This is a genomic window from Cupriavidus necator A5-1 (assembly GCF_000744095.1).
GTDB lineage: Bacteria > Pseudomonadota > Gammaproteobacteria > Burkholderiales > Burkholderiaceae > Cupriavidus > Cupriavidus necator_A.
On sequence record NZ_JQLI01000001.1, the window covers coordinates 1499431 to 1524015 of the forward strand.

19 protein-coding genes and 2 pseudogenes are annotated in these 24585 nt (G+C 61.0%); 16 read left to right on the plus strand and 5 right to left on the minus strand.

Annotated elements, in window-relative coordinates; all coding sequences use genetic code 11:
* The first annotated feature begins 61 nt into the window (after positions 1-61).
* The 8 genes from K307_RS06590 to K307_RS06620 all read left to right on the plus strand — a co-directional run bounded on the left by K307_RS06590 (position 62) and on the right by K307_RS06620 (position 7505).
* Positions 62-853, plus strand: coding sequence for an enoyl-CoA hydratase/isomerase family protein (locus tag K307_RS06590; protein ID WP_042877124.1), 792 nt, complete (start codon positions 62-64; stop codon positions 851-853).
* Between the two features lie 84 nt (positions 854-937).
* On the plus strand, positions 938-1885 hold the full coding sequence (locus K307_RS06595; RefSeq protein WP_230625554.1) for a LysR family transcriptional regulator: 948 nt from the start codon (positions 938-940) through the stop codon (positions 1883-1885).
* An 80-nt stretch (positions 1886-1965) separates the two neighbouring features.
* Positions 1966-3327 (plus strand): acyclic terpene utilization AtuA family protein, encoded by a 1362-nt coding sequence (locus K307_RS06600; protein ID WP_042877126.1) that lies wholly within the window; start codon positions 1966-1968, stop codon positions 3325-3327.
* A 2-nt stretch (positions 3328-3329) separates the two neighbouring features.
* On the plus strand, positions 3330-3644 hold the full coding sequence (locus K307_RS06605; protein WP_042877128.1) for a hypothetical protein: 315 nt from the start codon (positions 3330-3332) through the stop codon (positions 3642-3644).
* The gene (locus tag K307_RS47630; RefSeq protein WP_155301099.1) at positions 3641-3820 is read left to right on the plus strand and encodes a hypothetical protein; all 180 of its coding nucleotides are present in this window, start codon (positions 3641-3643) and stop codon (positions 3818-3820) included. Before K307_RS06605 ends, K307_RS47630 begins: the two co-directional genes overlap by 4 nt.
* On the plus strand, positions 3817-4797 hold the full coding sequence (locus K307_RS06610; protein WP_042877131.1) for an NADPH:quinone oxidoreductase family protein: 981 nt from the start codon (positions 3817-3819) through the stop codon (positions 4795-4797). Before K307_RS47630 ends, K307_RS06610 begins: the two co-directional genes overlap by 4 nt.
* Before the next feature lie 235 nt (positions 4798-5032).
* On the plus strand, positions 5033-6295 hold the full coding sequence (locus K307_RS45765) for a CaiB/BaiF CoA transferase family protein (protein ID WP_080744930.1): 1263 nt from the start codon (positions 5033-5035) through the stop codon (positions 6293-6295).
* A 208-nt stretch (positions 6296-6503) separates the two neighbouring features.
* Positions 6504-7505 carry a Bug family tripartite tricarboxylate transporter substrate binding protein gene (locus K307_RS06620; RefSeq protein WP_051974719.1) on the plus strand — a complete coding sequence of 334 codons (1002 nt, stop codon included), beginning with the start codon at positions 6504-6506 and terminating at the stop codon, positions 7503-7505.
* Between the two features lie 64 nt (positions 7506-7569).
* Here K307_RS06620 and K307_RS06625 read toward each other — a convergent pair.
* Positions 7570-8232, minus strand: a pseudogene (locus K307_RS06625) (TolC family protein); the annotation flags it as partial.
* A gap of 1155 nt (positions 8233-9387) precedes the next feature.
* On the opposite strand from K307_RS06625, the gene K307_RS06630 reads away from it, so the two are divergent.
* From K307_RS06630 to K307_RS47635, 3 genes are all read left to right on the plus strand, one after another.
* The gene (locus K307_RS06630; protein WP_230625555.1) at positions 9388-10218 is read left to right on the plus strand and encodes an MFS transporter; all 831 of its coding nucleotides are present in this window, start codon (positions 9388-9390) and stop codon (positions 10216-10218) included.
* Between the two features lie 272 nt (positions 10219-10490).
* The gene (locus K307_RS06635; RefSeq protein WP_196251528.1) at positions 10491-13064 is read left to right on the plus strand and encodes a PAS domain-containing sensor histidine kinase; all 2574 of its coding nucleotides are present in this window, start codon (positions 10491-10493) and stop codon (positions 13062-13064) included.
* A 29-nt stretch (positions 13065-13093) separates the two neighbouring features.
* Positions 13094-13315 (plus strand): hypothetical protein, encoded by a 222-nt coding sequence (locus K307_RS47635; RefSeq protein WP_155301100.1) that lies wholly within the window; start codon positions 13094-13096, stop codon positions 13313-13315.
* 317 nt (positions 13316-13632) lie between these two features.
* Here the strand turns inward: K307_RS47635 and K307_RS44800 are convergent, their stop codons facing one another.
* The 3 genes and pseudogenes from K307_RS44800 to K307_RS49215 form a co-directional block, all read right to left on the minus strand.
* Positions 13633-13881, minus strand: coding sequence for a transposase (locus K307_RS44800; RefSeq protein WP_080744932.1), 249 nt, complete (start codon positions 13879-13881; stop codon positions 13633-13635).
* A complete protein-coding gene (locus tag K307_RS49210) occupies positions 13842-14471 on the minus strand; it encodes a hypothetical protein (RefSeq protein WP_230625958.1) in 630 nt (209 codons plus the stop codon). The genes K307_RS44800 and K307_RS49210 overlap by 40 nt, the downstream gene beginning before the upstream one ends.
* Positions 14472-14475: 4 nt before the next feature.
* Positions 14476-15522 (minus strand): annotated as a pseudogene (locus K307_RS49215) (ISL3 family transposase); the annotation flags it as partial.
* A gap of 345 nt (positions 15523-15867) precedes the next feature.
* On the opposite strand from K307_RS49215, the gene K307_RS06650 reads away from it, so the two are divergent.
* The 4 genes from K307_RS06650 to K307_RS06665 all read left to right on the plus strand — a co-directional run bounded on the left by K307_RS06650 (position 15868) and on the right by K307_RS06665 (position 22497).
* Positions 15868-18012: a hydantoinase/oxoprolinase family protein gene (locus K307_RS06650; protein ID WP_042877139.1), complete on the plus strand. Its 2145-nt coding sequence runs from the start codon at positions 15868-15870 to the stop codon at positions 18010-18012.
* A gap of 11 nt (positions 18013-18023) precedes the next feature.
* Positions 18024-20348, plus strand: a complete 2325-nt coding sequence (locus tag K307_RS06655; protein ID WP_042877141.1) for a hydantoinase B/oxoprolinase family protein — start codon at positions 18024-18026, stop codon at positions 20346-20348.
* Positions 20349-20371: 23 nt separating this feature from the next.
* On the plus strand, positions 20372-20881 hold the full coding sequence (locus K307_RS06660) for an acetone carboxylase subunit gamma (RefSeq protein ID WP_042877143.1): 510 nt from the start codon (positions 20372-20374) through the stop codon (positions 20879-20881).
* Between the two features lie 68 nt (positions 20882-20949).
* Positions 20950-22497: a class I adenylate-forming enzyme family protein gene (locus K307_RS06665; RefSeq protein WP_042877145.1), complete on the plus strand. Its 1548-nt coding sequence runs from the start codon at positions 20950-20952 to the stop codon at positions 22495-22497.
* A gap of 6 nt (positions 22498-22503) precedes the next feature.
* Here the strand turns inward: K307_RS06665 and K307_RS06670 are convergent, their stop codons facing one another.
* The gene (locus K307_RS06670; RefSeq protein WP_042877146.1) at positions 22504-23118 is read right to left on the minus strand and encodes an NAD(P)-dependent oxidoreductase; all 615 of its coding nucleotides are present in this window, start codon (positions 23116-23118) and stop codon (positions 22504-22506) included.
* A gap of 198 nt (positions 23119-23316) precedes the next feature.
* Between K307_RS06670 and K307_RS06675 the strand changes: the two genes are divergently transcribed.
* On the plus strand, positions 23317-24342 hold the full coding sequence (locus K307_RS06675; RefSeq protein ID WP_080744934.1) for a Bug family tripartite tricarboxylate transporter substrate binding protein: 1026 nt from the start codon (positions 23317-23319) through the stop codon (positions 24340-24342).
* Positions 24343-24585: the final 243 nt, after the last annotated feature.

Genomic DNA, 24585 nt, shown 5'->3' on the forward strand with positions numbered 1-24585 from the left:
CACGTGTCTCTGTAGGCTGCCCGATCCCGCATCAACGCAAACCGCCAAATGAGGTGTGTAAATGACCGAGGACATGATCCTTCTGAACAAAAGCGGCGGCGTCGCGCGCGTCACTTTGAATCGGCCTGATCTGCGCAACGCCTTTAACGACGTACTGATATCAGAACTGCACGCCATGCTTGTCGACATTGAGCAGGATCCGTCGGTGCGTGCCGTGGTTCTTGCCGGCAATGGCCCGGCATTCTGCGCGGGTGCGGACCTTGGCTGGATGAAGCGCATGGCAGACTTCGAGCACGCGCAGAACCTTTCCGACGCACAGGCGCTAGCCGATATGCTGGCCACCCTGGATCGCATACAGAAGCCCACCATCGCACGCGTGCATGGTGCCGCGTTTGCCGGCGGAACTGGGCTCGTGGCTGCCTGCGATATGGCAATCGGCAGCCTTGATGCCAAATTCTGTTTTTCAGAAGTCAGGCTCGGCCTATCTCCTGCCACCATCAGCCCATACGTACTGCGGGCCATTGGCGAGCGCGCCGCGCGGCGCTACTTTCTCACCGCTGAAATTTTCGATTCCGCTGAAGCGTACAGGCTTGGCCTGCTTTCGGCCCTGGTGCCGCCTGACGCATTGGATGCCACGGTAGACGCCTTGGTGCAGCATTTGCTGGCGGGTGGTCCACAGGCGCTCGCGAAAATCAAGGACCTCATCATGGCCGTCTCGGGTCAGCCTGTGAACGAAGCGCTCTCGGTCAACACGGCGGAACGCATTGCCGATATCCGAGTGTCGCCCGAAGGGAGGGAAGGCATCGCTTCGTTCCTCGAAAAGCGCAAGCCTTCATGGAGCTTCGCCTCATGAATTGCATCTTCGATCTTTGTCAAATTTTCGATTGAGACTTGCGCGTTTGTCGTGATCTTCCCCGCGCGCACACGGGCGTTCAACATGCAGATCAACTTCGACTTGACCGACCTCCGACTATTTCTCGCCGTGGCCGACGAGCAGAACCTCACCCGGGGGGCCCATCGGGTGTTTCTGTCCCCCTCGGCGGCGAGTTCTCGTATCAGGAAACTCGAGGAACACACGAGCGCTCCACTTTTTTATCGAAATCTTCAAGGCCTTGAGCTGACTGCGCTGGGAACCGCGTTTCACAGGCATGCGCGTCTTGTGCTTCGACAGGTCGATCTCTTTCAGGACGAATTCGACGTGGACGGGTCCGGCGCCGGACGTCTGCGTATTTTTGCAAACACAACCGCCGTGACTGAGTTCATGCCGGAGATTCTCGCGCGATTCATGGCCAAGCGACCAGGCATCACCGTCGACATGCTAGAGCGAGTGACTGCCGACATCGTGAACGGCGTGCTGGAAGAAACCGCTGACATCGGCATAGTTGCCGGACCCATTGCGCAGGAGGGTCTCCAGGTGATCCCGTTCAGCAGCGACAATGTCGTCCTAGTCACTCCGCAATCTCACCCACTTTCCGCCCATCATTCCGTTCGTTATGTTGACGTGCTCGACTACCCGCAAATTGGCCTGCACGAGGGTAGTTCAATGTTGTCGTTCGTGCGCGATGTAGCACGGCAGCATGGGAAGCCATTGAAGGTGCGTATCCAGGTACGGAGCTTCGAGGCAATGTGTTGCATGGCTGAAGCCGGGGTCGGTGTCGCTCTGGTTCCAGAGTCTGCGGCATTGCGGCACCAGGAGCAGATGAAGTTGTGCGTGGTTCCGGTGCAGGAAAGCTGGGCCGTCCGTCAGCGATCTATCGTAGTGCGCGAACTCAATGCACTTTCCCTCGCGGGCCGTTCCCTGATTGAGGATATCTGCGCCGCGTACAGCAACTCTACGCGCCACATCGACCGCGCCCCCGGCATGGTGTTCGATATCGCCGCATGAGGGCTACTAAAATATGCGATGTACGCGTGAACGCCCCATGAATACACTCTGATCAACGTACAGATGAATGCGTGGGACTCGTGAAAACAGTAACGCTTGCCGCAGGACTGGGCTTCTATGGTGACTCTATCGCGCATGTGAAGCGCAGCGTCGAAGCCAATTGTCCGCAATATGTATGCTCAGACCATCTTGGTGAATTGACGCTCTCGATCCTTCAGAAGGATCGGCATCGAGACGGTCGTTTGGGTTACACACGCGATCTTATCCCTCTGATGAGCGCACTATGGCCCATCACGCGCGATCAGAAGACACGATTCATCCTGAACGCTGGCGGGCTGAACCCGGCGGGTGCAGGGCAGGCGTTGAGCGAAGCATTCATCGCCAATGGATACAAAGCCCGCATCGCAGTCGTTGAAGGCGACGACGTGCTCCATCGGCTTGAAGAGCTTCGTGAGCATGGGGAGTCCCTGACCAATCTGGATACCGGGGAAGCAGTTGATCCGGTGCTTCACAAGTTCAGTTTCGCCAATGCCTATCTTGGCGCGAAGCCTTTGGTTGAGGCGTTGCAAACTGGTGCGGACATTGTAGTGACCGGCCGCGTAGCGGATGCATGTTTATTCCTCGCGCCATTGATCCACGAGTTCGGGTGGAAATGGGACGAATACGACAAGCTGGCCCGGGGGCTGGCGGTAGGTCATTTGCTGGAGTGTTCTGGCCAGGTCAGTGGCGGCAACTTCGGCGGCGATTGGGAAAGCATCCAGGACCTTGCGCACCTCGGCTACCCGGTCGCTACCGTCGACGAGTCTGGCGTGGCTGTTATCCACAAGGCAGAAGGAAGCGGAGGTCGGATCGATTTCGACTCAGTGCGGCAACAACTGCTGTATGAAGTGAATGACCCAAGGGCTTATGTCTCCCCCGATGTAGTGCTCGATATGTCGTCGATTTCGCTTGTCGATCTCGGGAACGACAAGGTGCGCGTAGAAGGGGCCACTGGCAAACCTCGTCCGGATCGCTTGAAACTCGTCGCAGGCTATCCGGCCGGCTTCGTGGCCAGCGCGATGCTTGGCTACAGTTGGCCCGATGCCATGAAGAAGGCAAAGGCAGCAGCCGCCATCGTGGAAGCCGTCATTGCGGACTCGGGAGCCCTATACGAAGAGATTGACATCAGCTATCTCGGCTTCAACGCGCTGCATGGCCCCCTTTCGGACCGATCGCTCGTCAACGAACTGAACGAAGTCTTTCTGCGGGTCGCGGTCAAGGCGCGAGACAGGAAGCTCGCAGCAGCATTTGGTCAGCATTTCCCCTGGATGATGGTCGGCGGCCCCCCCTTTGTCGCGGCGTTACCAAACAGTGATGTGCGCGAGCTAACATCGATTTGGCCAACTTTGGTCGCTCGTGAGCTCGTAGAGAACCAGATTCGCATGACTATGATTGAAACGTGAGAATGCAGAAGCCACTTACTCTGAATGACATTGCACTGGCACGCAGTGGAGACAAAGGCGACAAGGTCAACATCGGGCTATTCGCGAAGGATGCCACGGCTTTCGAACTTATCCGGTCGAAAGTGACAACGACGGCTTTGAAGCGGCACTTCGAACTCATGCCATGGACCGATATCGAGGTACACGAAGTGCGGAAAATCATGGCGTTGAATATCGTATTTTCGGGTGCATTGCCGGGAGGTGGTCCTGAGTCGTTGCGGGTGGACAACCTTGCCAAAACGATGGCCTCGGCACTGTTGCGGATGCAGATTAGTTGAATTTCAATGCCGCTTCAATCATCGCCATCAGTAGTGGCCTGCGCGGTAAATCAATGCATACGACCCTTGAAGATTCCGGACTGACTTCGGCGCTAGCTCCCGAATGCCAGATGTCGTCGCCATCCTCCGCTCAATATGCAACCCTTTCCTACATCCGCATGGAGATCCCAACATGAAAGCTGTCGTAGTCTCGGAATATGGCCCTCTCGAACAGTTGCGTATCCAGTCAGTTCCGGAGCCAGAGCTGCGCAATGGATGCGTCCGCATCGGCGTAAAGGTCGCCGCCATCAATCCTCCCGATGTGCTGATGCCCCAGGGGAAGTACCACGTCAAGCCCCCCTTCCCGTTTGTTCTGGGTATCGAAGCTGCAGGGGTCGTTTTGGAAACAGCCCCAGATGTCTCGGCTCTGCGCGTCGGAGACCGCGTGATGACCTATGCGGGGGACAGCTGCTTTGCGGAGCAAATCGTTGTGCCGGCCACCCGCGTATTTAAGGTACCGGATGGGATGAGCGACGAGACGGCCGCCGGGTTCTCTGTCGTGTACGGCACTGCGCATCACGCCCTTGTCGACGCAGGCGCACTCCAGAAAGGCGAGACACTCGTTGTGCTTGGTGCCTCCGGCGGAATTGGGCTCTGTTCCATTCAGATTGGCAAGGCGCTCGGAGCGCGCGTGATTGCGGTCGCGAGTACAGCCGAGAAGCTGGCGAAGTGCAAGGAGCACGGCGCCGATGAACTGATTCAGGGCGACGAATCTTTACGCGATCGCATCAAGGAACTGACCGGCGGTAAAGGCGCCGAGGTCATTATGGACATCGTTGGGGGAGATGCGACGGACAGTGCAATCCGGGCGATTGCCCCGTATGGGAGGTATCTGATCGCTGGGTATGCAAGCGGCATCGTCCCAAACATCAAGGCCAATCTCATCTTCCTAAAGCAAGCGCGAGTAATCGGCGCAAGCTTCCGCATCCTGCTGGAACGTAGCCCGGAATCTGCCGCCGCCAATATTCGGCACCTGTGCGATCTTTGGGAGCACGGACTATTGAAGCCCGAAGTTACTGCCCGCTACCCTTTCGAGCAGGTTGTTGATGCGCTAAAGCATGTCGGTGAGCGCAAAGTCGTAGGCAAAGCAGTGTTGCATGTGCAATCGGCTTGAGTCGTATCTTAAAGCCTTTTACATTCCGCAGCTGTCTTCGCCCAGTTTTCCGGAGGGAGCGCAATGGCTGCGCGTGGTCGGTGCGAGCAGTAGTGGCGCCTCGTGAGCGCGCCCTCCTCTGGGTACGTCGTTACTTCCGCGCATGAGCAACCCGGTAATCGTTTCAGGCTTTGGTTCACCTCGTTCCTGACTGCGAACGGATTTGACACCATCACGTAGAAATCGGAGATATGCAATGGCTGGACCCCTTTCAAATCTGCGAGTACTTGATTTGAGCAGAGTGCTGGCAGGTCCATGGTGTACACAAATGCTTGCCGACTTTGGTGCCGACGTTATCAAGGTCGAACGCCCATCGGTCGGAGACGACACCCGGCATTGGGGACCACCGTGGATACGCGATGCCGTGGGTAACGAGACAGACGACTCGGCGTATTTTTCTTCCACCAACCGCAACAAGCGCTCAATCGCAATCGATCTTTCCAGCCCGGCAGGCAGGGATCTGGTGAGAGAACTGGCAAAAAAATCGGATATTCTCGTCGAGAACTATAAGGTCGGAGATCTCCGCCGCTATGGCCTTTCATATGAAGACTTGGCGGAGATCAATCCGCGTATTATTTATTGCTCTGTAACCGGCTACGGTCAGGATGGTCCTTATGCCAGTCGACCCGGATATGACCTGATATTTCAGGGTGAAGGCGGTCTTATGAGTATCAATGGCGAGGCCGACGAAAATCCTGGCGGAGGACCGATGAAAACGTCACCTGCCGTTACTGACATCGTTGCTGGGTTGAATGCGACGATCGGCATCTTAGCCGCTGTCGAGAATCGGCACGCCACTGGGAGAGGCCAACACATCGACATTTCGCTATTGGATACAATCGTAAGCTTTGGTGCCAACCCGCTTGCAAGCTTCTTTACAACCGGCAAAGTTCCGAAGCGCCTCGGCAACGCCCACCCGAACATTACTCCATATCAGATTTTCCCGAGCGCTGACGGACATATCATCATCGGGTGCGGAAACGACTTGCAGTATCGAAGACTATGCTCCGAAATCGATCGCAAGGATCTTGCGGAAGACCCCCGCTTCCTCACCACGAAGGACCGCCAACTCAATGGTCCGGTACTGCTCGAGATATTGACCGGAATCATCAGGCAACATACCACCTCTTACTGGTGCAATCTCCTGTTTGACTCCGGAATTCCATGCGGTCCTATTAATAACTATGAGGAAGTTTTTGAACATCCTCAGGTAGCTCATCGCCAACTTCGTGTGGACTTGCCTCACGCAGCGGGCGGAATCATCGGCACGGTGAGAAATCCCGTACGTTTCTCAGCCACGCCGGTCGAATATCGGCGGGCTCCACCCCTACGAGGGCAGCATACGGCGGAGATTCTTGCCAATTTGCTTGGAAGGGATGCCTTTGCGATCAGTGAACTTCAAAGTTCCGGAGTCGTTGAAGGCGCACGCTCAGATATCGATCTGCCTTCAAAAACCTGATCCTTTCTGTATCACTGAAGACAGCAACGCCATGCACCATATAACTGGCGCTTCATGCAGACCACATCCACGCTGTATTGGGAGAACGGGGAATCGCTGTCAAGGCGCGTCAAGCGCCTCTCCGTCTGGACTGCGCATTTTCGTCGGCACCAGGCTAAAGAAAGAAGCATCCGTATCGACACGCCGGACGTGCGACACAGGAGATTACATGACCACCTTCACTAGCGCTTCCCGTCGCTTATTCAACCTCATGGCCGGAGCGGCTGTCGCCGCGACCCTCGTCGGGCTGCCGCACGTCGCATGGTCACAGGCTCAGGGATTTCCAAGCCGACCGGTCCGCTTCGTCGTTCCATTTCCCGCTGGTAGCTCGACAGATATGACTGCCCGGATCTTCGCCAAGAAGATCAGCGACCTAACTGGGCAAGGCGTCGTGGTCGAAAACAAGCCTGGCGGCAACGGATTCATCGCTGTGCAGACCGTACTTGGCGCTCCCGCCGACGGCTACACAGTGTTCATTGGTGGCAACTCCACGCTCTCCACCAACGCCGCCACTTTCCGCAAGCTGCCTTATGATCCCCTGACCGACTTCGCGCCCATCACGCTGCTGTCGCGTGGTCCCTGTGTCATCGTCGTTCCAGCCAGTTCACGATATCGCACCCTCAAGGAACTGGTGGAAGATGCCCGGAAGCGACCAGGCGTGCTTAACTACGGCACTGGTTCCGTTTCATACACGCTGTATAGCGAGTGGCTCAACGAGCAAAGCCACATGAAGACTACGGGTGTGCCATACAAAGGTGCGGGCGACGCCATCAACGGCGTCATGGCCGCCAACGTGGACTTCGCCGTCGTGGATGCCACCGGGGCGATCGAGTTGATAAAGGCTGGGAAGCTGCGGGCGTTGGCATACACTGCGGCCCAGCGCTCGCCATTGCTACCCGACGTGCCAAGCATTAGCGAAGCCGGCGTTCCAGATTTTCTCGCCTACATTTGGGTCGCCGCTGTGGTATCCGCGAAGACGCCGGCGCCAATCGTTCGACGACTGACCGAACTATTTGCACAAGCCGGAGCGTCCGCAGAGATTAAGGACTACTACAAGCGGCTCTCGGTCTCACTGGTGCTTTCGACACCATCCGAGCTCCACGAATATCAGAAAGAGGAGATCGCCAGGTGGAAGCGACTGGCGGCGACGGCCAAGATTGAATTGCAGTAGTCGGCAGGGCGCTCAAAAGTCGTCCACCTGACTAAGAGTGAGCTCTATCGTCGCGGATTCCACGCGCCGGTGCGTGCGGGCTGAGCCAGCGCACGTCGGCAAGCAGTCCTCGACTTCGCGGAAGGCCACCAGCACGGTCTGCTGGTAACGTTCCACGCTTTCCTCATGCGCGGCGCGGGCGCCGGCCAGGTTCGAGCTGTTGCGGCCACCGTCGGACACGGTCTGCGCCACGGTCGTGCTCACCAGCGGGCCTAGCATCCACGTGCGCGACGATCATTTGAACAGGTTCGACAGGTCCGACGACTCGAAGCCGAACAGCGCCGTCAGCGAGATGCGTGGGAAGAACGCGGCCTTGACGATACCGATGCGCGCATTGGCGGCCGGCCATCTGGCGCTCCGCCGCCGCGATATCGGGACGGCGTTCCAGCAGTTCCGACGGCAGCCCGGCCGGCACCGCCAGCGGCGCCGTATCGAACGGCCTAGCGGCCAGTCCGAACTGCGACGGCGCCACGCCGGTCAGCACGGCAAGCGCGTGCTCCTGGTTGGCGCGGCGACGTTCGATGCACGCTAGGTCGGCCCGCGCCGTTCCAAGCTCCGATTCGGCACGGGCCAGGTCCAGGTCGGTCGTCTCGCCCGCTTCGTAGCACTTGCGCAGCAGCGATAGCGAGTCCTCGCGCAATTTGATGGTTGCGTTGAGCAACTCACGGTCGCTGGCGAGCGTGCGCAGTCGTAGACCAAAAGAAAGTTGGGTCTTCCGCACTTTGTGTGACGAGGGCGCACTGGCGTGGAGGATGTTGTAGCGTGGAACGGCCGTCGTCTCCACCGCCCACCATATACGAAAATAATAGTGTCACTACTTCGCGTATAAAGGTGTCATTTCGTCTCGAACCGTCGTTCGATTCACGAGAAAACCCCACAGAATCAAGGCACTAGCGCAAGCGAAATGAATTTGTTACTGGCGAGGCGGTGTGTGGGCGACAACGAGCCGCGCGCAATGGGCCGCCTGCACGAACCCGTCCACCGCAGGGCCGCCATGCAATGCGGTACGGCACACCTAAAAAGCCAATATTCGGCTGCTTACCCGTACGAGCCGTCGTCAGTTTGCCGTCCAGAAGGACGCCGACAAAAAGCCCACGAATCAGCTTCGACCCGAATGCTCCGAAGCGGCGCGCCCTCCGCGCCAGAGCCAGCGCGAACAGCACCATAACATCTAGAATTACGTAATAATTCAATAGGTTGCATCCAAATCAGACAATCGGCGATTTTAAGTGACGAACTTAATGCGATCACATATGAATTGACGATTTTAATGTGTCCGAAGTGACTATAAAATTGTCAATTCATTTTCCGCCGCCTTTGTGCGACAAGGCTTCCAGCCGGATATCCCGGTGACAAATTTTTTTTCGCTACGTTCCGCTGGCTTGCAGCTTGCCGTACACGTTCCAGCCCCTGTGACACGCTGCTTTCCCGGTTCTGTGCCCGGCACGTGTTGGACTGTCCCATGTTCCCCTTGGTCCCCGCCCTTCGCTCCACCCACTCCGCAGCCGATTTCCCGGCGTTGTTCGCAGGCTTCCTCGCTACTATTGCGGAGTCTGACTTCTCCCGTCCGTTCATCATCGGCTACGGCTCCTCGCCTTCCCGACGCGGACCAGCCCATGCTGCAACTGGTCAGACGAGAGATCTCCCGGTCGCCAAGCTGGCCAATGCTACGGATTGTCGCGCGTGATGGCGGAGTTGGATCCGGGAGTGGCCTGGGCATAGAGGTGTCAGAAATTTCACGAAAGTGAAATTATGCCATCAGAGCAACGTACGAGTGAGGCCACGCCGCGTCGGTGTTGCGTCATGCCGACGCTCGGGTTGTCAGGACGTGGAAACGGCAAGCGTGCAGCTGCTCGGCGGCATCGTGCTCGCAATCGTCCTTGCCCTGTTCCTGCGTGAGACCGGACCGCGAGCGCGGGACGGCGTTCGTGTAATCGCAGTCTTTCGCCCTGCCAGCTGTTATGGCGCGACAGCTCGCTCCAATTCATGCCGAGCTCGAAAGCCAGCACGATTCCGGAGACCACCGCTGAACCTCGTGGGTGAAGATGTTCGCGCCATACAAAGAGGTGCTGAACAACCCACAGTCGTATCTTTGCGGATTCTGCGCTGGCCTGCTGTTTCTGCCGACCACGATTGGCGACATGATCTGGGGTATCCCTTCCTGCACAACGGCCTCGACGTCAGCTATGCCGAGGCCATCAACCGCGCGAGCATGGTGCCGCTTGGCTGGGTGATCGGCTGCCCGTTGCTTGGGTACATTTCCGACCATCTGGGCCGACGCAAGCCCGTGCTGATCGTCGGCGCGCTGCCGATGCTTGTGTCGGGCGCCGGCATCTTCTACCTTCCGGCCGGCGTGGTGCCGCGTTACGTGCTCGGCCTGCTGCTCGGCATCGGCTCCGGCGCGGCGATGCTGCCTTACACGGTAATCAAGGAGGTCAATTCGGACAAGGTGAAGGGCAGCTCGACCGGGGCGATCAACTTCCTCGTGTTCACATTCAGCGCTTTGCTCACGCCCGACTATGGCAAGCTGCTCGCCCACGTCGCGAATGGCGGCCCAATGAACCTGGCGGAGTTCCGCGCCGCAAGTGCGTGGCTGCTCGGCGGTATCGTACTTGCCGTCATCCTTGCGCTGTTCCTGCGCGAGACCGGACCGCGCGGGCGCGCGAACGCATGAGCCGGAATGCCACCCACCTGGCATGCGGCCGCTTAGGTAAGTTCATGGCCTGAGCATCGCAAGCACGGCGGCAGCGTCCGGGATGACATAAACATGTAGTGTCGCCGCCGGACTCAGTCTTGTAGGCTCTTTGTCCTGGCTCTTTGAAGCCACGATGCGGTGCACGGCCATGGCGCATGTGCGCCGACAAAGTTGACAGTGACTTGCATGCCATGCCGATAACTCATGTATGTCGCGTTTCCACCCTCGGGGTCGCCATATCCGGCGCGTCCATGGTGGCAGGCCTGCTCCCATCCGAAATGGGAAGCCTCTCCGTTGTATTGGTTGTCCTGTCGACCCGCCTCTTCGGCCGCAACCCCGGACGATTGGCCGCGGGATTCACCTCGCTCGGATTGGTCGGAGCACTGCTGATCCTTCATCACCCTGCTCCCGGGTGGAGTCCGGTCGCGCACTTCGCCATCACCATAATCGCGGCATGGCTTTGTGCCGAGCTTGTGTCACCACGCTCGAGACAGCCAGGTGCAGCGGCAGGATTGAAGGCGGACCCGTTTGATCGAGGCGTGCACCTGCACGACCGGGAAGCGGCCAAGTCCTGCCGCCACCGCACCGACGACGAATCATATCGACACGTTGTGGATTTTGTTCCCGCATGCGTATGTGTGTGCAGTCCCACCGGCGAACTTATCTTTGTCAATAAAGTGGCTATCGCCGCGTTGGGAAGACCCTTTGAGGAAATCATCGGCAATAGGTGGATGGAATTTATCCACCCGGAGGACAAGGACGCCGCGCGTACCCAATGGCAAGCGGGCATCACGGAGCGAAGGCCAGTCAGCATTGTTTTGAGGACGCTTCAGCACGACGGGGTATACCGTTGGCAGCATCTCCTGGCCGAGCCTGTCCTCGCCGACAATGGGGACGTCATCAACTGGTACCTCATCGGGGTAGAAGTGGATGACACCGTCAAGGCTCAAGCGGCACTGCAAGCAAGCGAAAAGGAAGCTCGGGAGCTCCTCGATCGATTGCCTGGCCGCTTTGCGACCCACACAGAGCATGACTTTGATTACGTCAATCGAGCGATTCTCGAGGAAACGGGAGCCACGCTGGAAAGCTTGCGGAACTTTGGATTTCTGCGTTTCATGCACCCCGATGACCAGGAAAGAGTCAGGGAAGGCTTTCTACGCTGCGTGCAGGAGAAGACGACCTTCGATACCACCTACCGTTGGGCGTCGAGCGACGGCGTATATCGCTGGCGCATTTCGCGCACCGTTCCGTACTTCAACGAGGATGGCAGTGTCTACAAGTGGTACGGCATGAACATCGATGTCGACGAGCTGTACAAGTCCAGAGAGGTTATCCGGGAAGGTGAGGCCCAACTCAATTGGCTCACGGAAACCGTTCCCAGCCTGCTCTGGCGCGTGGACGCCATGGGCCGGATCGAGTATGTCAACAGGCGCGCCGAGGAGTACACAGGACTCCGGCTCGATGAATGCGCTACGGCAGCCTGGTACGACCTCGTGCATCCGGAGGACGCAGCCTCGGCAATCGGGGATTTCGAAGAATCTCTCAGGACCGGCAAGGCCTACGATTCGGTCCATCGACTCCGTGCCGCCGACAATTCGTATCGTTGGTTTCAATCCAAGGCCACCGCCATGCGGGACGCCAGCGGTGAGATCGTGAAGTGGTATGGGCTTTCCACTGATGTCCATGACCGCCAGATTGCTCAAGTAACGTTACAAAAAGAAGAGCTTTACCTGCGCAGGCTCGTAGACGCAATGCCTGCCATGATCTGGAGAGCCGCACCTGGGGGAAACATCAACTGGTGGAACCGGCGAATGCTGGCATTCATTGGCAGGAGCGAGGAAGACGGCCGCGAATCGAAGTTCTTCAGCATCATTCCGGAAGACGACCGCGACCGCGTCCGTTCGCGCTGGATGCAAGCCGTCTGCGAAGGTAGTTCTTACGAGGACACGCTCCAGTTGACCGCAGCGGATGGGAACTTGCATTGGTACCTTGTTCGCGCCGAACCGTTCCGCGACGAGGCGGGCAAGATCACTCACTGGTACGGTGTCTGCACCGACATTGACGAACGGAAGCGCGCGGAGGACAGGCTCAGGCACACCCAGGCAGCACTCGCCAGGGCAACGAAGATTGCCACGGTTGCCGAGCTGTCCGCGTCCATCGCGCACGAGCTCAATCAGCCACTGACATCCGTCATGGCGAATGCGCAGGCATGCAGGCGTTGGCTCGCCGCATCACCGCCGAACCTGACCGAGGCCAGCGCCTCCTTGAAATGCCTGATTCAGGATGCCCGTTCCGCGGACCAGACGATGCAGAGTATCCGCGCGCTATTCAAGCGAGAATCGCTCCAGAAGCGCGAACGGAACGTGGAGGACATGATTCTTGAAGCCGTACGCCTGCTGCGTGAAGAGGCGAACAAGTGCGCTGCCGAATTTGTCTTCGACCTTCCCGGAGACCTGCCTTCGGTCTTTGTGGACCAAATACAGATACAGCAAGTCCTGATTAACCTGATCTGCAACGGCATCGAGGCGACCGATAGCACGGGCCGCCGGCCCAGAATCCTTATCACCGCAAGACCCCTGGACGAGCTGTCGATACAACTCGAAGTCATCGATAATGGTTCCGGCATCACCGAAGGTGAATGCATCTTCGACCCGTTCATCACGACCAAGACCAAGGGAATGGGCATCGGACTTGCCATATCTCGTTCCATCATCGAAGCCCACGATGGCCGCCTTACGGCTTCCAACAACCCCGGATTCGGCGCGACCTTCAGCCTCGTCCTTCCCGCTGTTGCGAACTCGGTCGGGTTGCAATGTGAGTGCTGATTGAATCCGTGATTCGAAGGAGCATCATCATGCAGAAGGTTTTCAAGACCGATCGCGCCTGGTTCCACACCCTGATGCTTCTCAACCCTGAAGGACGGTTGCGCGAACCAAGACATCACCCTGCTCGGCCGGAGCATCGCCACGATTGCTTTCAGAGGTGCACAGTCAAGGTATCGGAGCGACACGGACTGGCTTTCGCCACCATCGCATGGAGCGGCTCGACCACTGGCCGTTATGGCGACCAACTCTAGCAACGCGCTGTCGCACGGAATAGTGGAATCTGCGCGGTGGGCTGACAGGTGATTGGCGAAGGTGATGCCGTGTATCGCCCTCGCCAGACGTAGACCAAAGTAAAGTTGGGTCTTCCGCAATTTGTGTGACGACGGCGAACTGGCGTGGAGGATGTTGTAGCGAGGAACGGCCGTCGTCTCCCCGCCTCACTACCACCATTCTTCTGCTTGCTGACGAACGTGGGCGAGCCCGCCAGCCTCATGCCGGCCGCACGATCTTACGCGCCTGCGATAGCGATCGGACCAGCGTGTCCAGCAGGACAAGGCAGGCCAGTCGTTCAGTTTGGCTTCAATACCCGCAGCCGTAGAAGCTCGATGTTCGCGCGGCCATACATCTGGCGCTTGAGGAACTTGAGCCGGTTGACGTGACCCTCGGTCTGGCCATTGCTCCATGGCAGCCTGAAGGCCGCCCGCACAGCCGGTAAGTCGGCGCGCAGGCTTTGCGCGAACCTACGCATTTCCGCAGCGTCGCAGCGCGACAGACGCTTCAACCATCGATCGAACTGCCGCGGACTTCGCCGGTGCATGAGCCCGAGAAACTCCCGCGCGAGGCTGCGGACCTCGCCCACGCGGGGCCGATCTTGCACAGCGCCTGCACGAAGCGCTCGTGGTCCGCGCTCCTGGGCTCCTCGACGGCGAGCCTCCTCCATCCGACAAGCCATCCGAACACGCGCCGGGCCGACGGGCACGGCATCGTGCGCACGGGTGCCTGGAGAAGCGGCTCCTTGCCCTGCGGAAAGAGGAGGCGGACCACGCAATTCTGCACGGCGGCGCGACTGCCCGTATAGCTTCGCTGCTTGAGTTCTTGCCAGATCAGTTCAGGAAAGCGACAGCCCTGGGCGATTCGTTCCTCGATATAGCTGCGATAGGGATCCAAAGGCGTCGGACCCCGCGCCTTGGATGCGCGCTCGGGGAAGGCCCCCGCGGTGATGAACTTGCGCACGGTTCGATGGTCGCTTGAGAGCTCGCGCCCGATTCCTTTCATCGCGCCGCTTTGGGCGCGTAGCGCCATCACCCGCTCGTACAGCGCCAGCCGCGTGGCGCGTCGCTGATCGCTCAGGCGCTGCAATGACCGCAGTGAGGTGCCGCTCGGCAACCCCTGCCGGCCCAGGGTCACGCCACCGACCTCGACTTGCTGCGCGGCTTGGCGTAGTTGCGGCCCGAGTCGGTACAGCAGCCTCTCGACGTTTGTCGCGCAGGTTGCCCAGCAGGTGCCAGCGATCGGAGACTTGCTTGGCTGCCGGCAGCGCGATATCGACCGCCCCGGAGTAGGCCCCGGCCCGGTCCCTGGCGACGATCTCGATCGATGGGTGCGCACGCATCCATGCGGCCACCGCAGTTGTTTCCCTGCCGGCGAACACTTCGATCGGCTCACGTCGCTCCAGGTCGACGATGATCGTTCCGTACTGGTGACCGCGCGCGATCGCCCAGTCATCGATGCCGACGACCCGCGGTCGTGGTTTGCGCTTGCGCCCAGGAGCTCTTCGCAACTCCCGCAGCACCGTGTCGGCACTGGTGCGCAAGCCCAAGGCGTTAGCAAGCCGGGCTGCCGCCTCACCACCGAGGGCGTGGCCCAGCGCGTGCAACGCCCGAGCCTGCGATCGCGTTCGACGTTGATGCCGACCGGCCAAGGCGTGGATGTTCTCGGCAAACGTACGACGGGGGCAGCCGGCGTTCGCGCACTTGAAGCGACGCACCTCAACGGCGAGAACGACCCGCTGCTCGAGCATCGGTCGTTCTTCCAGATTGCGCACATAGCTGCCGTGGAGTCGGTTACTCCAACGACGGCAGGCAGGACAAGGTGCCGCGCGAACCGTACTGCGGGCTTCGACAGTGATGGTCTCCCGTCGCGCGTCGCTGGAGACGACGCGCTTACCCACACGGGCGAGAATACGATCGATCCCACCGAGAACTTGGCTCATGGTAACGATCAACGTGGGGCCAGATCGGCCCGAGATCAAGCCCTCGACGCGGCCGTCACACAAAGTGCGGAAGACCCAGAATTGCTTCGTTCTACGGCAACCGCTTCGCCAATCAGGCGCCTTTTCATCGTTGAATTCTTCGTGGGCTTCACCACGTTTCGCTGCCATTCGCAGGAAACCAGCGCACAGGGCGTGCCAGCGCTGCAAGCGATCTGCGTGGCCGAGCACAGGGAAGTCAAAGACCATCTCGGCAGCCACAGGCAAGCGCCCATTCCCACGCCCGGCGCCAGCCGCGCCGGGCAATCGTCAATGCGGCCACGGCTGATGCCGGTGCTTGCCTGAGGACAACCGCATCGAATTACTGGCCAGAGGGCGTCCGATTCCCGGACACCGCTGCGCAGGGCGTCGGGAATCCGGACAGTGACAGCAGCCCCCTGCTACCAGCGGCGTGGCCAGGGAATGCGGGCAACCCGTTGATTTCCATCGCGTATGAGGGCTGCCCGCCGGTGCCAGCCAGGGCTTGGCACAGGCCTTGCCATGGATGGGTCGTGGGGAACTCCCACCATGACGACACCAACGACAGGAGGCAACATGCAACCGCAGTCCACCGTACAGGTGATGGGCATCGATGCTGGCGGCACGATGACCGACACATTCTTCGTGCGCTCCGATGGCCGCTTCGTGGTCGGCAAGGCGCAGAGCAATCCCGGCGACGAATCCCTTGCCATCTACAACTCTTCCGAAGACGCCCTCGCCCACTGGGAGCGGACCGTGGACGACGTCTATCCGGAGCTGGTGACTTGCGTCTATTCCGGTACGGCCATGCTCAACCGCATTCTCATGCGCAAGGGCCTTGCCGTTGGCCTCATCTGCAACCGCGGCTTTGAGCAAATCCATTCGATGGGCCGTGCGCTGCAGAGCTACCTGGGCTATGCCCTGGAGGACCGCATTCACCTGAACACCCACCGCTACGACGAGCCGCTGGTGCCCGTCTCGCGCACGCGCGGCGTCACCGAGCGTACCGACGTGCAGGGGAAGGTGGTCATCCCGCTGCGTGAAGACGAAGTTCGCCAGGCAACCCGGGAACTGGTGGAGGCCGGCTCGCAAGCCATCGTCATTTGCCTGTTGCAATCCCACAAGAACGAATCCAGCGAGCAACGCGCCCGTGACATCGTGCGCGAGGAGCTCAAAAAGCTGACGGCGGATATCCCGGTCTTCGCCTCGGTGGACTATTACCCGTCGCGCAAGGAGAGCCACAGGATGAATACCACCATCCTCGAGGCTTACGGCGCGGAGCCTTCGCGGCAGACCCTGAAGAAGGTCAGCGATCGCTTCAAAAAGCACGGTGCCAGGTTCGACCTGCGGGTGATGGCCACGCACGGCGGCACCATCAGCTGGAAGGCCAAGGAACTCGCGCGCACGATCGTGTCCGGTCCCATCGGCGGCGTCATCGGCTCCAAGCTGTTGGGTGAGTACCTGGGCGACGAGAACATTGCCTGCTCCGACATCGGCGGCACCAGCTTTGACGTGGCCTTGATCACCAAGGGCAATTTCGCCATCAAGTCGGACCCCGACATGGCCCGCTTGGTGCTCTCCCTGCCCCTGGTAGCAATGGACTCAGTCGGCGCCGGCGCTGGCAGCTTCGTTCGCCTCGACCCTTACAGCAAGTCGATCAAGCTTGGCCCCGACAGCGCCGGCTACCGCGTCGGCACCTGCTGGCCGGAAAGCGGCCTCGACACGGTGTCCGTTTCCGACTGCCACGTCGTGCTCGGCTACCTGAACCCGGAGAACTTCCTGGGCGGTGCCATCAAGCTCGACGTGCAGCGCGCCCGCGACCACATCAAGGCGCAGATCGCCGACCCGCTCGGCCTGTCGGTCGAGGATGCCGCCGCCGGCGTCATCGAGCTGCTCGATCTCACGCTCTCCGAGTACCTGCGCGCCAACATCAGTGCCAAGGGCTACAACCCGGCGGAATTCACCTGCTTCTCCTACGGCGGCGCCGGCCCGGTGCACACCTACGGCTACACCGGGGGCGTCGGCTTCAAGGACGTCGTCGTGCCGGCCTGGGCAGCCGGCTTCTCGGCTTTCGGCTGCGCCTGCGCCGACTTCGAGTACCGCTACGACAAGTCAGTGGACCTTGGTGTCGCCCAGCACGCCCCCGACGCCGACAAGGAAGCCGCCTGCAAGAGCCTGCAGGAAGCCTGGTCTGAACTGGCAGTCAAGGTCATCGACGAATTCGTCCTCAACGGCTACAAGCCCGAGGACGTGCTGCTGATCCCCGGCTACAAGATGCAGTACATGGGCCAGCTAAATGACCTCGAGATCGTCTCGCCGGTGACCAGCGCCGCCACCGCCGCCGACTGGAACCAGATCGTCGAGGCCTTCGAGAACACCTACGGCCGCGTCTACGCGAGCTCCGCCCGCTCGCCGGAACTGGGCTTCTCGATCACCGGCGCCATCCTGCGCGGCACCGTCGTGACCCAAAAGCCCGTGCTGCCGGAAGACCCGGATGCCGGCCCGACGCCGCCCAGCGAAGCATATCTTGGCACCCGTCCCTTCTACCGCCACAAGAAGTGGGTGGATGCCGCGCTCTGGAAGATGGAAGCCCTTAAGGCCGGCAATCATATCGTGGGTCCCGCCATCATCGAATCCGACGCCACGACCTTCGTCGTGCCCGACGGCTTCGAAACCACGATCGACAAGCACCGCCTGTTCCATCTCAAGGAAGTGAAGTAAGGAGACCCGCCATGAACATGATGAGCAATAAAGAAATCGGCTTCGCCGACCTGCTGCAGAACGGCCAGACGCTCAAGCAGCACCGCGACGGCATCATCGAGCGCACCAAGGCCACCGGCCACTACAACGGCCTCGAGAAGCTGGAATTCCGGGACAGCGACCCGATCGGCTACGAGAAGCTGTTCTCCAAGCTGCGCGGCGGCCTGGTGCACGCCCGCGAAACCGCCAAGAAGATCGCCGCCAGCCCCATCGTCGAGCAGGAAGGCGAACTCTGCTTCACGCTCTACAACGCCGCAGGCGACTGCGTCCTGACCTCGACCGGGATCATCATCCACGTCGGCACCATGGGCGCGGCGATCAAGTACATGATCGAGAACAACTGGGAAGCCAACCCCGGCATCAACCCCGGCGACATGTTCACGACCAATGACTGTGCCATCGGCAATGTCCACCCCTGCGACATCGCCACCATCGTGCCGATCTTCTGGGAACGCCAGCTGATCGGCTGGGTCGGCGGCGTCACGCACGTGATCGACACCGGCTCGGTGACTCCGGGCTCAATGTCAACTGGCCAGACCCAGCGCTTCGGCGACGGCTACATGATCACCTGCCGCAAGACCGGGGTGAATGACGAGCCGCTGCGCGACTGGCTGCACGAGTCCCAGCGCTCAGTGCGCACGCCCAAGTATTGGATCCTTGACGAAAAGACCCGCATCGCCGGCTGCCACATGATCCGCGACCTGGTGGAAGAGGTGATTCGTGCCGACGGCATCGAGGCCTACGAGAAGTTTACCTACGAGGTCATCGAAGAAGGCCGCCGCGGACTGCAGAGCCGTATCAAAGCCATGACCCTGCCGGGCAAGTACCGCAAGGTCTCCTTTGTCGACGTGCCTTACAAGCATGACGACGTGCAGGTCTCCAACGCCTTCGCCAAGCTCGACTCCATCATGCACTCGCCGGTGGAGATGACCATCAAGCCGGACGGCAAGTGGCGCCTCGACTTCGAGGGCGCGAGCCGCTGGGGCTGGCACACCTTCAACGCCCACCAGGTGGCATTCACTTCCGGGATCTGGGTGATGATGTGCCAGACCCTGGTGCCCACCCAGCGCATCAACGATGGTGCGTACTTCGCCACCGAGTTCCGCTTGCCAAAGGGCACCTGGTGCAACCCGGATGACCGCCGCACCGGCCATGCCTACGCCTGGCACTTCCTGGTCTCCGGCTGGGCGGCGCTGTGGCGCGGTCTTTCACAGTCCTATTTCAGTCGTGGCTATCTGGAAGAGGTCAACGCCGGTAACGCCAACACCTCCAACTGGCTGCAAGGTGGCGGCATCAACCAGGACGGCGAGATCCACGCGGTCAACAGCTTCGAGGCCAGTTCCTGCGGCACCGGGGCCTGCGCCGTCAAGGATGGCCTGAACCACGCCGCCGCCATCTGGAACCCGGAAGGCGACATGGGCGACATCGAGATCTGGGAGATGGCCGAGCCACTGCTCTACCTCGGCCGGAACGTCAAGGCCAACTCCGGCGGCTACGGCAAGTACCGCGGCGGTTGCGGCTTCGAGACGCTGCGCATGGTGTGGAACGCCCAGGACTGGACCATGTTCTTCATGGGCAATGGCTTCATGAACAGCGACTGGGGCATGATGGGCGGCTATCCCTCAGCCACCGGCTACCGCTTTGAGGCCCACAAGACGGGCCTGGACAAGCGTATCGCCATCGGCGACTCCCTGCCCCTGGGCGGCGACATCGATCCGGGCAACCCGGACTTCGAGCGCCACATCGATGCCACTGCCGTGGTCAAGCGTGACAAGCAGTGCATCACCACCGAGGACTGCTACGCCAACCACGACCTCTACCTCAACTACCTGCGCGGTGGTCCGGGCTTTGGCGACCCGATCGACCGGGATCCGAAGGCTATCGAGGCGGACCTCAACCAGAAGTTCCTGCTGCCGGAATATGCGCAGAAGGTCTACGGCGCTGTCTTCACCCAGGATGCCAAGGGCGTGTTCACGGTGGATGCAGCCAAGACCCAGGCCCGCCGTGCCGGGATCCGCAAGGAACGCCTCGCCCGAGCCCTGCCGACCCGCGAATGGATGAAGGAAGAGCGCGAACGCATCCTCAACAAGCACGCGTCCGTCCAGGTGCAACACATGTTCGCCACCAGCTTTGCCCTGTCCGAGAAGTTCACCCGGGAGTTCAAGGAATTCTGGAATCTCCCCGCGGACTGGCAGGTACTGGAGGAGGAGCTGGGCGTGCCTTCTTACGGCGCCAAGCACCGGATGGACCTTTCCCTGCTGCCCGACGTCACCACCGTCGTCCAGGTCGAAGAGTAATCACCGCATCAAGGAGTCAAACAATGTCTGCCTACACCAACGAACAGGTCGCCCACCTCGTCGAAGGCTCCCTGGACTGGGAAACCACCTTCCGCATGCTCTCGATGCCCAAGGATGACGGTCGATTCGAGCAGTACCTGGCGGCCCTGCAGGCCAAGGTGAGCTTCCCGGACCGCATCGTGCTTCCGCTCGGCCCGCACATGCATATCGTGCAATCGACCAGGACCAGGAAATGGGTGGTCAAGTGCGATTGCGGCCACGAGTTCTGCGACTACCGCGAGAACTGGAAACTGCATGCCTCGATCTACGTGCGCGACACGGAGGAGGCGATGACCGAGGTCTATCCCAAACTGATGGCCCCGGATACCCAGTGGCAGGTCTATCGCGAGTACTACTGCCCGGCGTGCGGCACCATGCACGACGTCGAGGCGCCCACCCCGTGGTATCCCGTGATCCACGACTTCGAGCCGGACATCGAGGCCTTTTATAAGGAATGGGTGCACCTGCCGGTGCCGGAGCGTGCTCCGGACTGATCGTCGCGTGAAGAGCGGGGGCAGGCACTGCCTGTCCCCTGCAGACAACGGTAAAAACGGGAGGCAGCATGAACCCCAACCTTGCGCAAATGCTCGTCCGCACGGCCCGCGCCTATCCCGATCAGGCTGCGCTCTATCTCGGCACCGAGCCGCTATGTACCTTCGAGCAGCTCGCCGACCGCGTCGCACGCTGCGCCTGCGGCCTGCGTGACTGGCTCGGGCTGCATGCCGGGGACCGGGTCGCGCTGATCATGAAGAACTGCCCGCAGTACGTCGAGCTTTTGTATGGCATCTGGCACGCGGGTCTGTGTGCCGTACCGATCAACGCCAGGCTGCATCCGCGCGAAATCCAAGGAATTTTGCACGACAGTGGCGCCCGCCTCGGCTTCGTCGCCGATGCCGGAGCAGTGCCGGGTGCCCGGACCATCGTGGTCGGCTCCACCGACTACCATGCCCTGTTTGCCGCACACGGCATGCCGGTCACCGATGTCGCCGAAGACGCCATCGCCTGGCTGTTCTACACCAGCGGCACGACCGGCAAGCCCAAGGGGGTCATGCTCTCGCACAGCAATTTGACGGCCATGTCGCGGGGCTATGCCAGCGCGGTCACTCGCGTCGTTCCGGGCGACAGCCTGGTCCATGCTGCGCCAATGTCCCACGGGTCTGGGCTCTACGTGGTCCCCCACATTGCCGAAGGTGCGAGTCAGGTGATTCCACCTTCCGGCGGCTTCAATGTCGCCGAGCTGGCAGGGCTCGTCGCCGCACACCAGCGCCCGAGCTTCTTCGCCCCGCCGACCATGCTCAACCGCCTGGTCGAATACGCGCGCCGGACCCGGGCTGACCTCTCCAATCTCAAGGCCGTCGTCTGTGGCGGTGCGCCCCTCTATGTGGGGGACGAGATCGCCGCAATCGAGTGCCTGGGCCCCCGCATCGCGCAGATCTACGGCCAGGGCGAGAGCCCGATGACCATCACCGCCCAGCGGCCCCACGAGATCGCCCGCGCCTATGCCGTCGGCGACCTCAAGGCGCTAGCTTCGGTCGGGCGTACGTTGCCCGGCGTGGAGATTCGCATCGCCGATGCCGAGGACCGCGCGCTCCCGGTGGGGGAAATCGGTGAAGTCCTGGTGCGCGGGCCGACCGTGATGCAAGGCTATTGGAACAACCCGGCGGCCAGTGCGGCGACGCTGCGCAATGGCTGGCTGCATACCGGCGATGTCGGGTGCCTGGACGAGTCGGGGCAGCTCACGCTGAAGGACCGCAGCAAGGACACGATTATCAGCGGTGGCTCCAACATCTACCCGCGTGAGGTGGAGGACGCCCTGCTCGCCCATGCCGCTGTGGCCGAAGTCAGTGTGCTCGGTCGCAGCCATCCCGTCTGGGGAGAGGAAGTGGTGGCCGTCGTCGTGCTGAAGGCGGGGATGCGGATGACCCGGTCCGAACTGGATCAGTGGTGCCTGCACCGGATCGCCAGATTCAAGCGGCCGAAAGCCTATCTGTTCGTCAATGCGTTGCCGAAGAACGGCAACGGCAAGGTACTCAAGACGGCGCTACGCGAGCTGTTGGCCCAAGGTGGCGAACAGACGAATGCCAGGACCTGGCGCTGGCGGCTCGCGTAAAGCGCGCTAGACGTGCTTGTGCAGCCCCGCTTCGTTCAACGCGCAAAGCGCCATGGCCGACCAGTCGTGCTCGGCCCCGATGACCGACAGCACGAAATTGCCGATCAGCTTTACGAGGTTGGCCTGCGAAGGGTCTGCGCCGACGATACCGACGGACTGCCCGAACTGTTCCAGCAGCGGCACCGCGACCTTCAGATGCTTGTCCGCGCCCACGGCCATGATGAAGAGCTTGCGCGCCGCCGCGGCGTCCGGCCGGCCAAACACCGTCGCCGAGACCAGTCCCGAACCGGCTTCACGATGCCGGGCGGTGAGTTCCTGGGCCGTATCCACGCCGATCGTGCTGACCGAGATATGCACGCCGCCCGGCTTGAGGGTCTCCAGAATCCCCGTTTCGCCAAGCGCCACCGCTTTCAGCGCGGCGTCATCGGCGACCATCGAAAAGACAACGTCTGCCAGGTATGCCGCCTGCGCGGGACTGGACCCGACCGTCGCCCCTACCTTGCGCAGAGGCTCGCTGCGTGCGGGATTGCGGTTGTAAACCTGCACCTTGTAGCCAGATTCGACAAGGTTCATGGCCATCGCAGCGCCCACTGCGCCAAGGCCGACAAATCCGATCTGCATGATGAATCTCCTCAGGTTGAACGGCCGTGCTAGCGCAGCGACGGCGCCATGAATTCCGGGCCGACCGGATCGGTCCGGACGCGCAACTGCTGGCGGCCTGAACCGATAACAGGATTAACAGGACCGCCGGCCCATCCGTGGACAAAGAGCCGCGATGCACAGGTGCTGAAAGCAGGACATAACAACCAGGAGACAGCCATGCCAACCACGCCCCCAACCACGCCCTTCACCCGCCGGCTCAACGATGAGCGCCGCAGCATTGTGCTTTGCGCAGCGATTGCCGGTATCGTCGCGACGGCCTGCGCCTCGCCTTCAGGCGCGGCCGATGCCTATCCGACCACGACTATCCGCATCGTGGTGGGCTTCGCCCCCGGCGGCGGCGCCGACATCGTGGCCCGCCAGCTCGGCACCCAGCTCGCCAGGCAAACGGGCCAGACTGTGATCGTCGATAACCGGCCCGGCGCCACCGGCACCATTGCGGCGGCCAACCTGGCCCAGTCGGCCGCCGACGGCTATTCGATCATGCTGGCGTCGCAGTCGACCATGGTCATCGCGCCGAGCATGTATGCAAAGCTGCCCTTCGATCCGCTAAAAGACTTCATGCCGGTGACGCAAGTGGTGTCGATGCCGCTGGTGATGGTGGTGCATCCGTCGGTGCCGGCCAGTACGGCGCAGGACGTGATCGCACTCGCGCGCGCCGGCAAGCTGAGCAGCTATGCCTCGTCGGGCCCTGGCGGCCCGCAGCACATTGCCGGTGCGCTGTTCGATTCGATGAGTGGCATCAGCCTGACGCACGTGCCTTACAAGGGTGAGTCGGCGGCGCTGACCGACGTGATGGCGGGCACAGTGCCGGTGATGTTTGCCAACGTGCCGGTGGCTGCGCCGTTCATCAAGAGCGGCAAGCTCAAGGCAATCGCAGTGTCCAGTCTCGCGCGCGCCCAGGCGCTGCCGCAGGTGCCGACGCTGTCGGAGGCGGGGCTGAACCGCTTCGAGGTGCTGACCTGGTATGGCCTGTTCGTGCCTGCCAGGACGCCCAAGGCCATCGCCAGCAAGATCAGCGACGAAGTCAGCATAGCCCTGAAGGATCCGGGGCTGCGCGCCAAGTTCGCCGAGCAGGGCCTCACTATCCTCGGCACCAGTCCCGAACAGTTTGGCAAGTTCATGGCCACCGAAGTCCCCAAGTGGGCCAGCGTGGTGAAGAGCGCCGGCATCCAGCCCGAGTGAGCGCCGCCTGGCCTTTATCCGATTCCGCAATTCAGGAAATGTTAGTATGGAAACCCAGAAGAAGAGCATCATCGGACCTTGCATCCGCCTGCATCCTGCGGACAACGTTCGATAAGGACGCACTGATCAAGTGCACAGCGTCGGTAAAAAGTCAGGCGCCGATTCAGTTTCGGACTGAAGGTTTTCGAGTCGATGTGATCCACGCGGCCGGGCTAGCGCCACCCGCACCGAAATGTGCAAAGA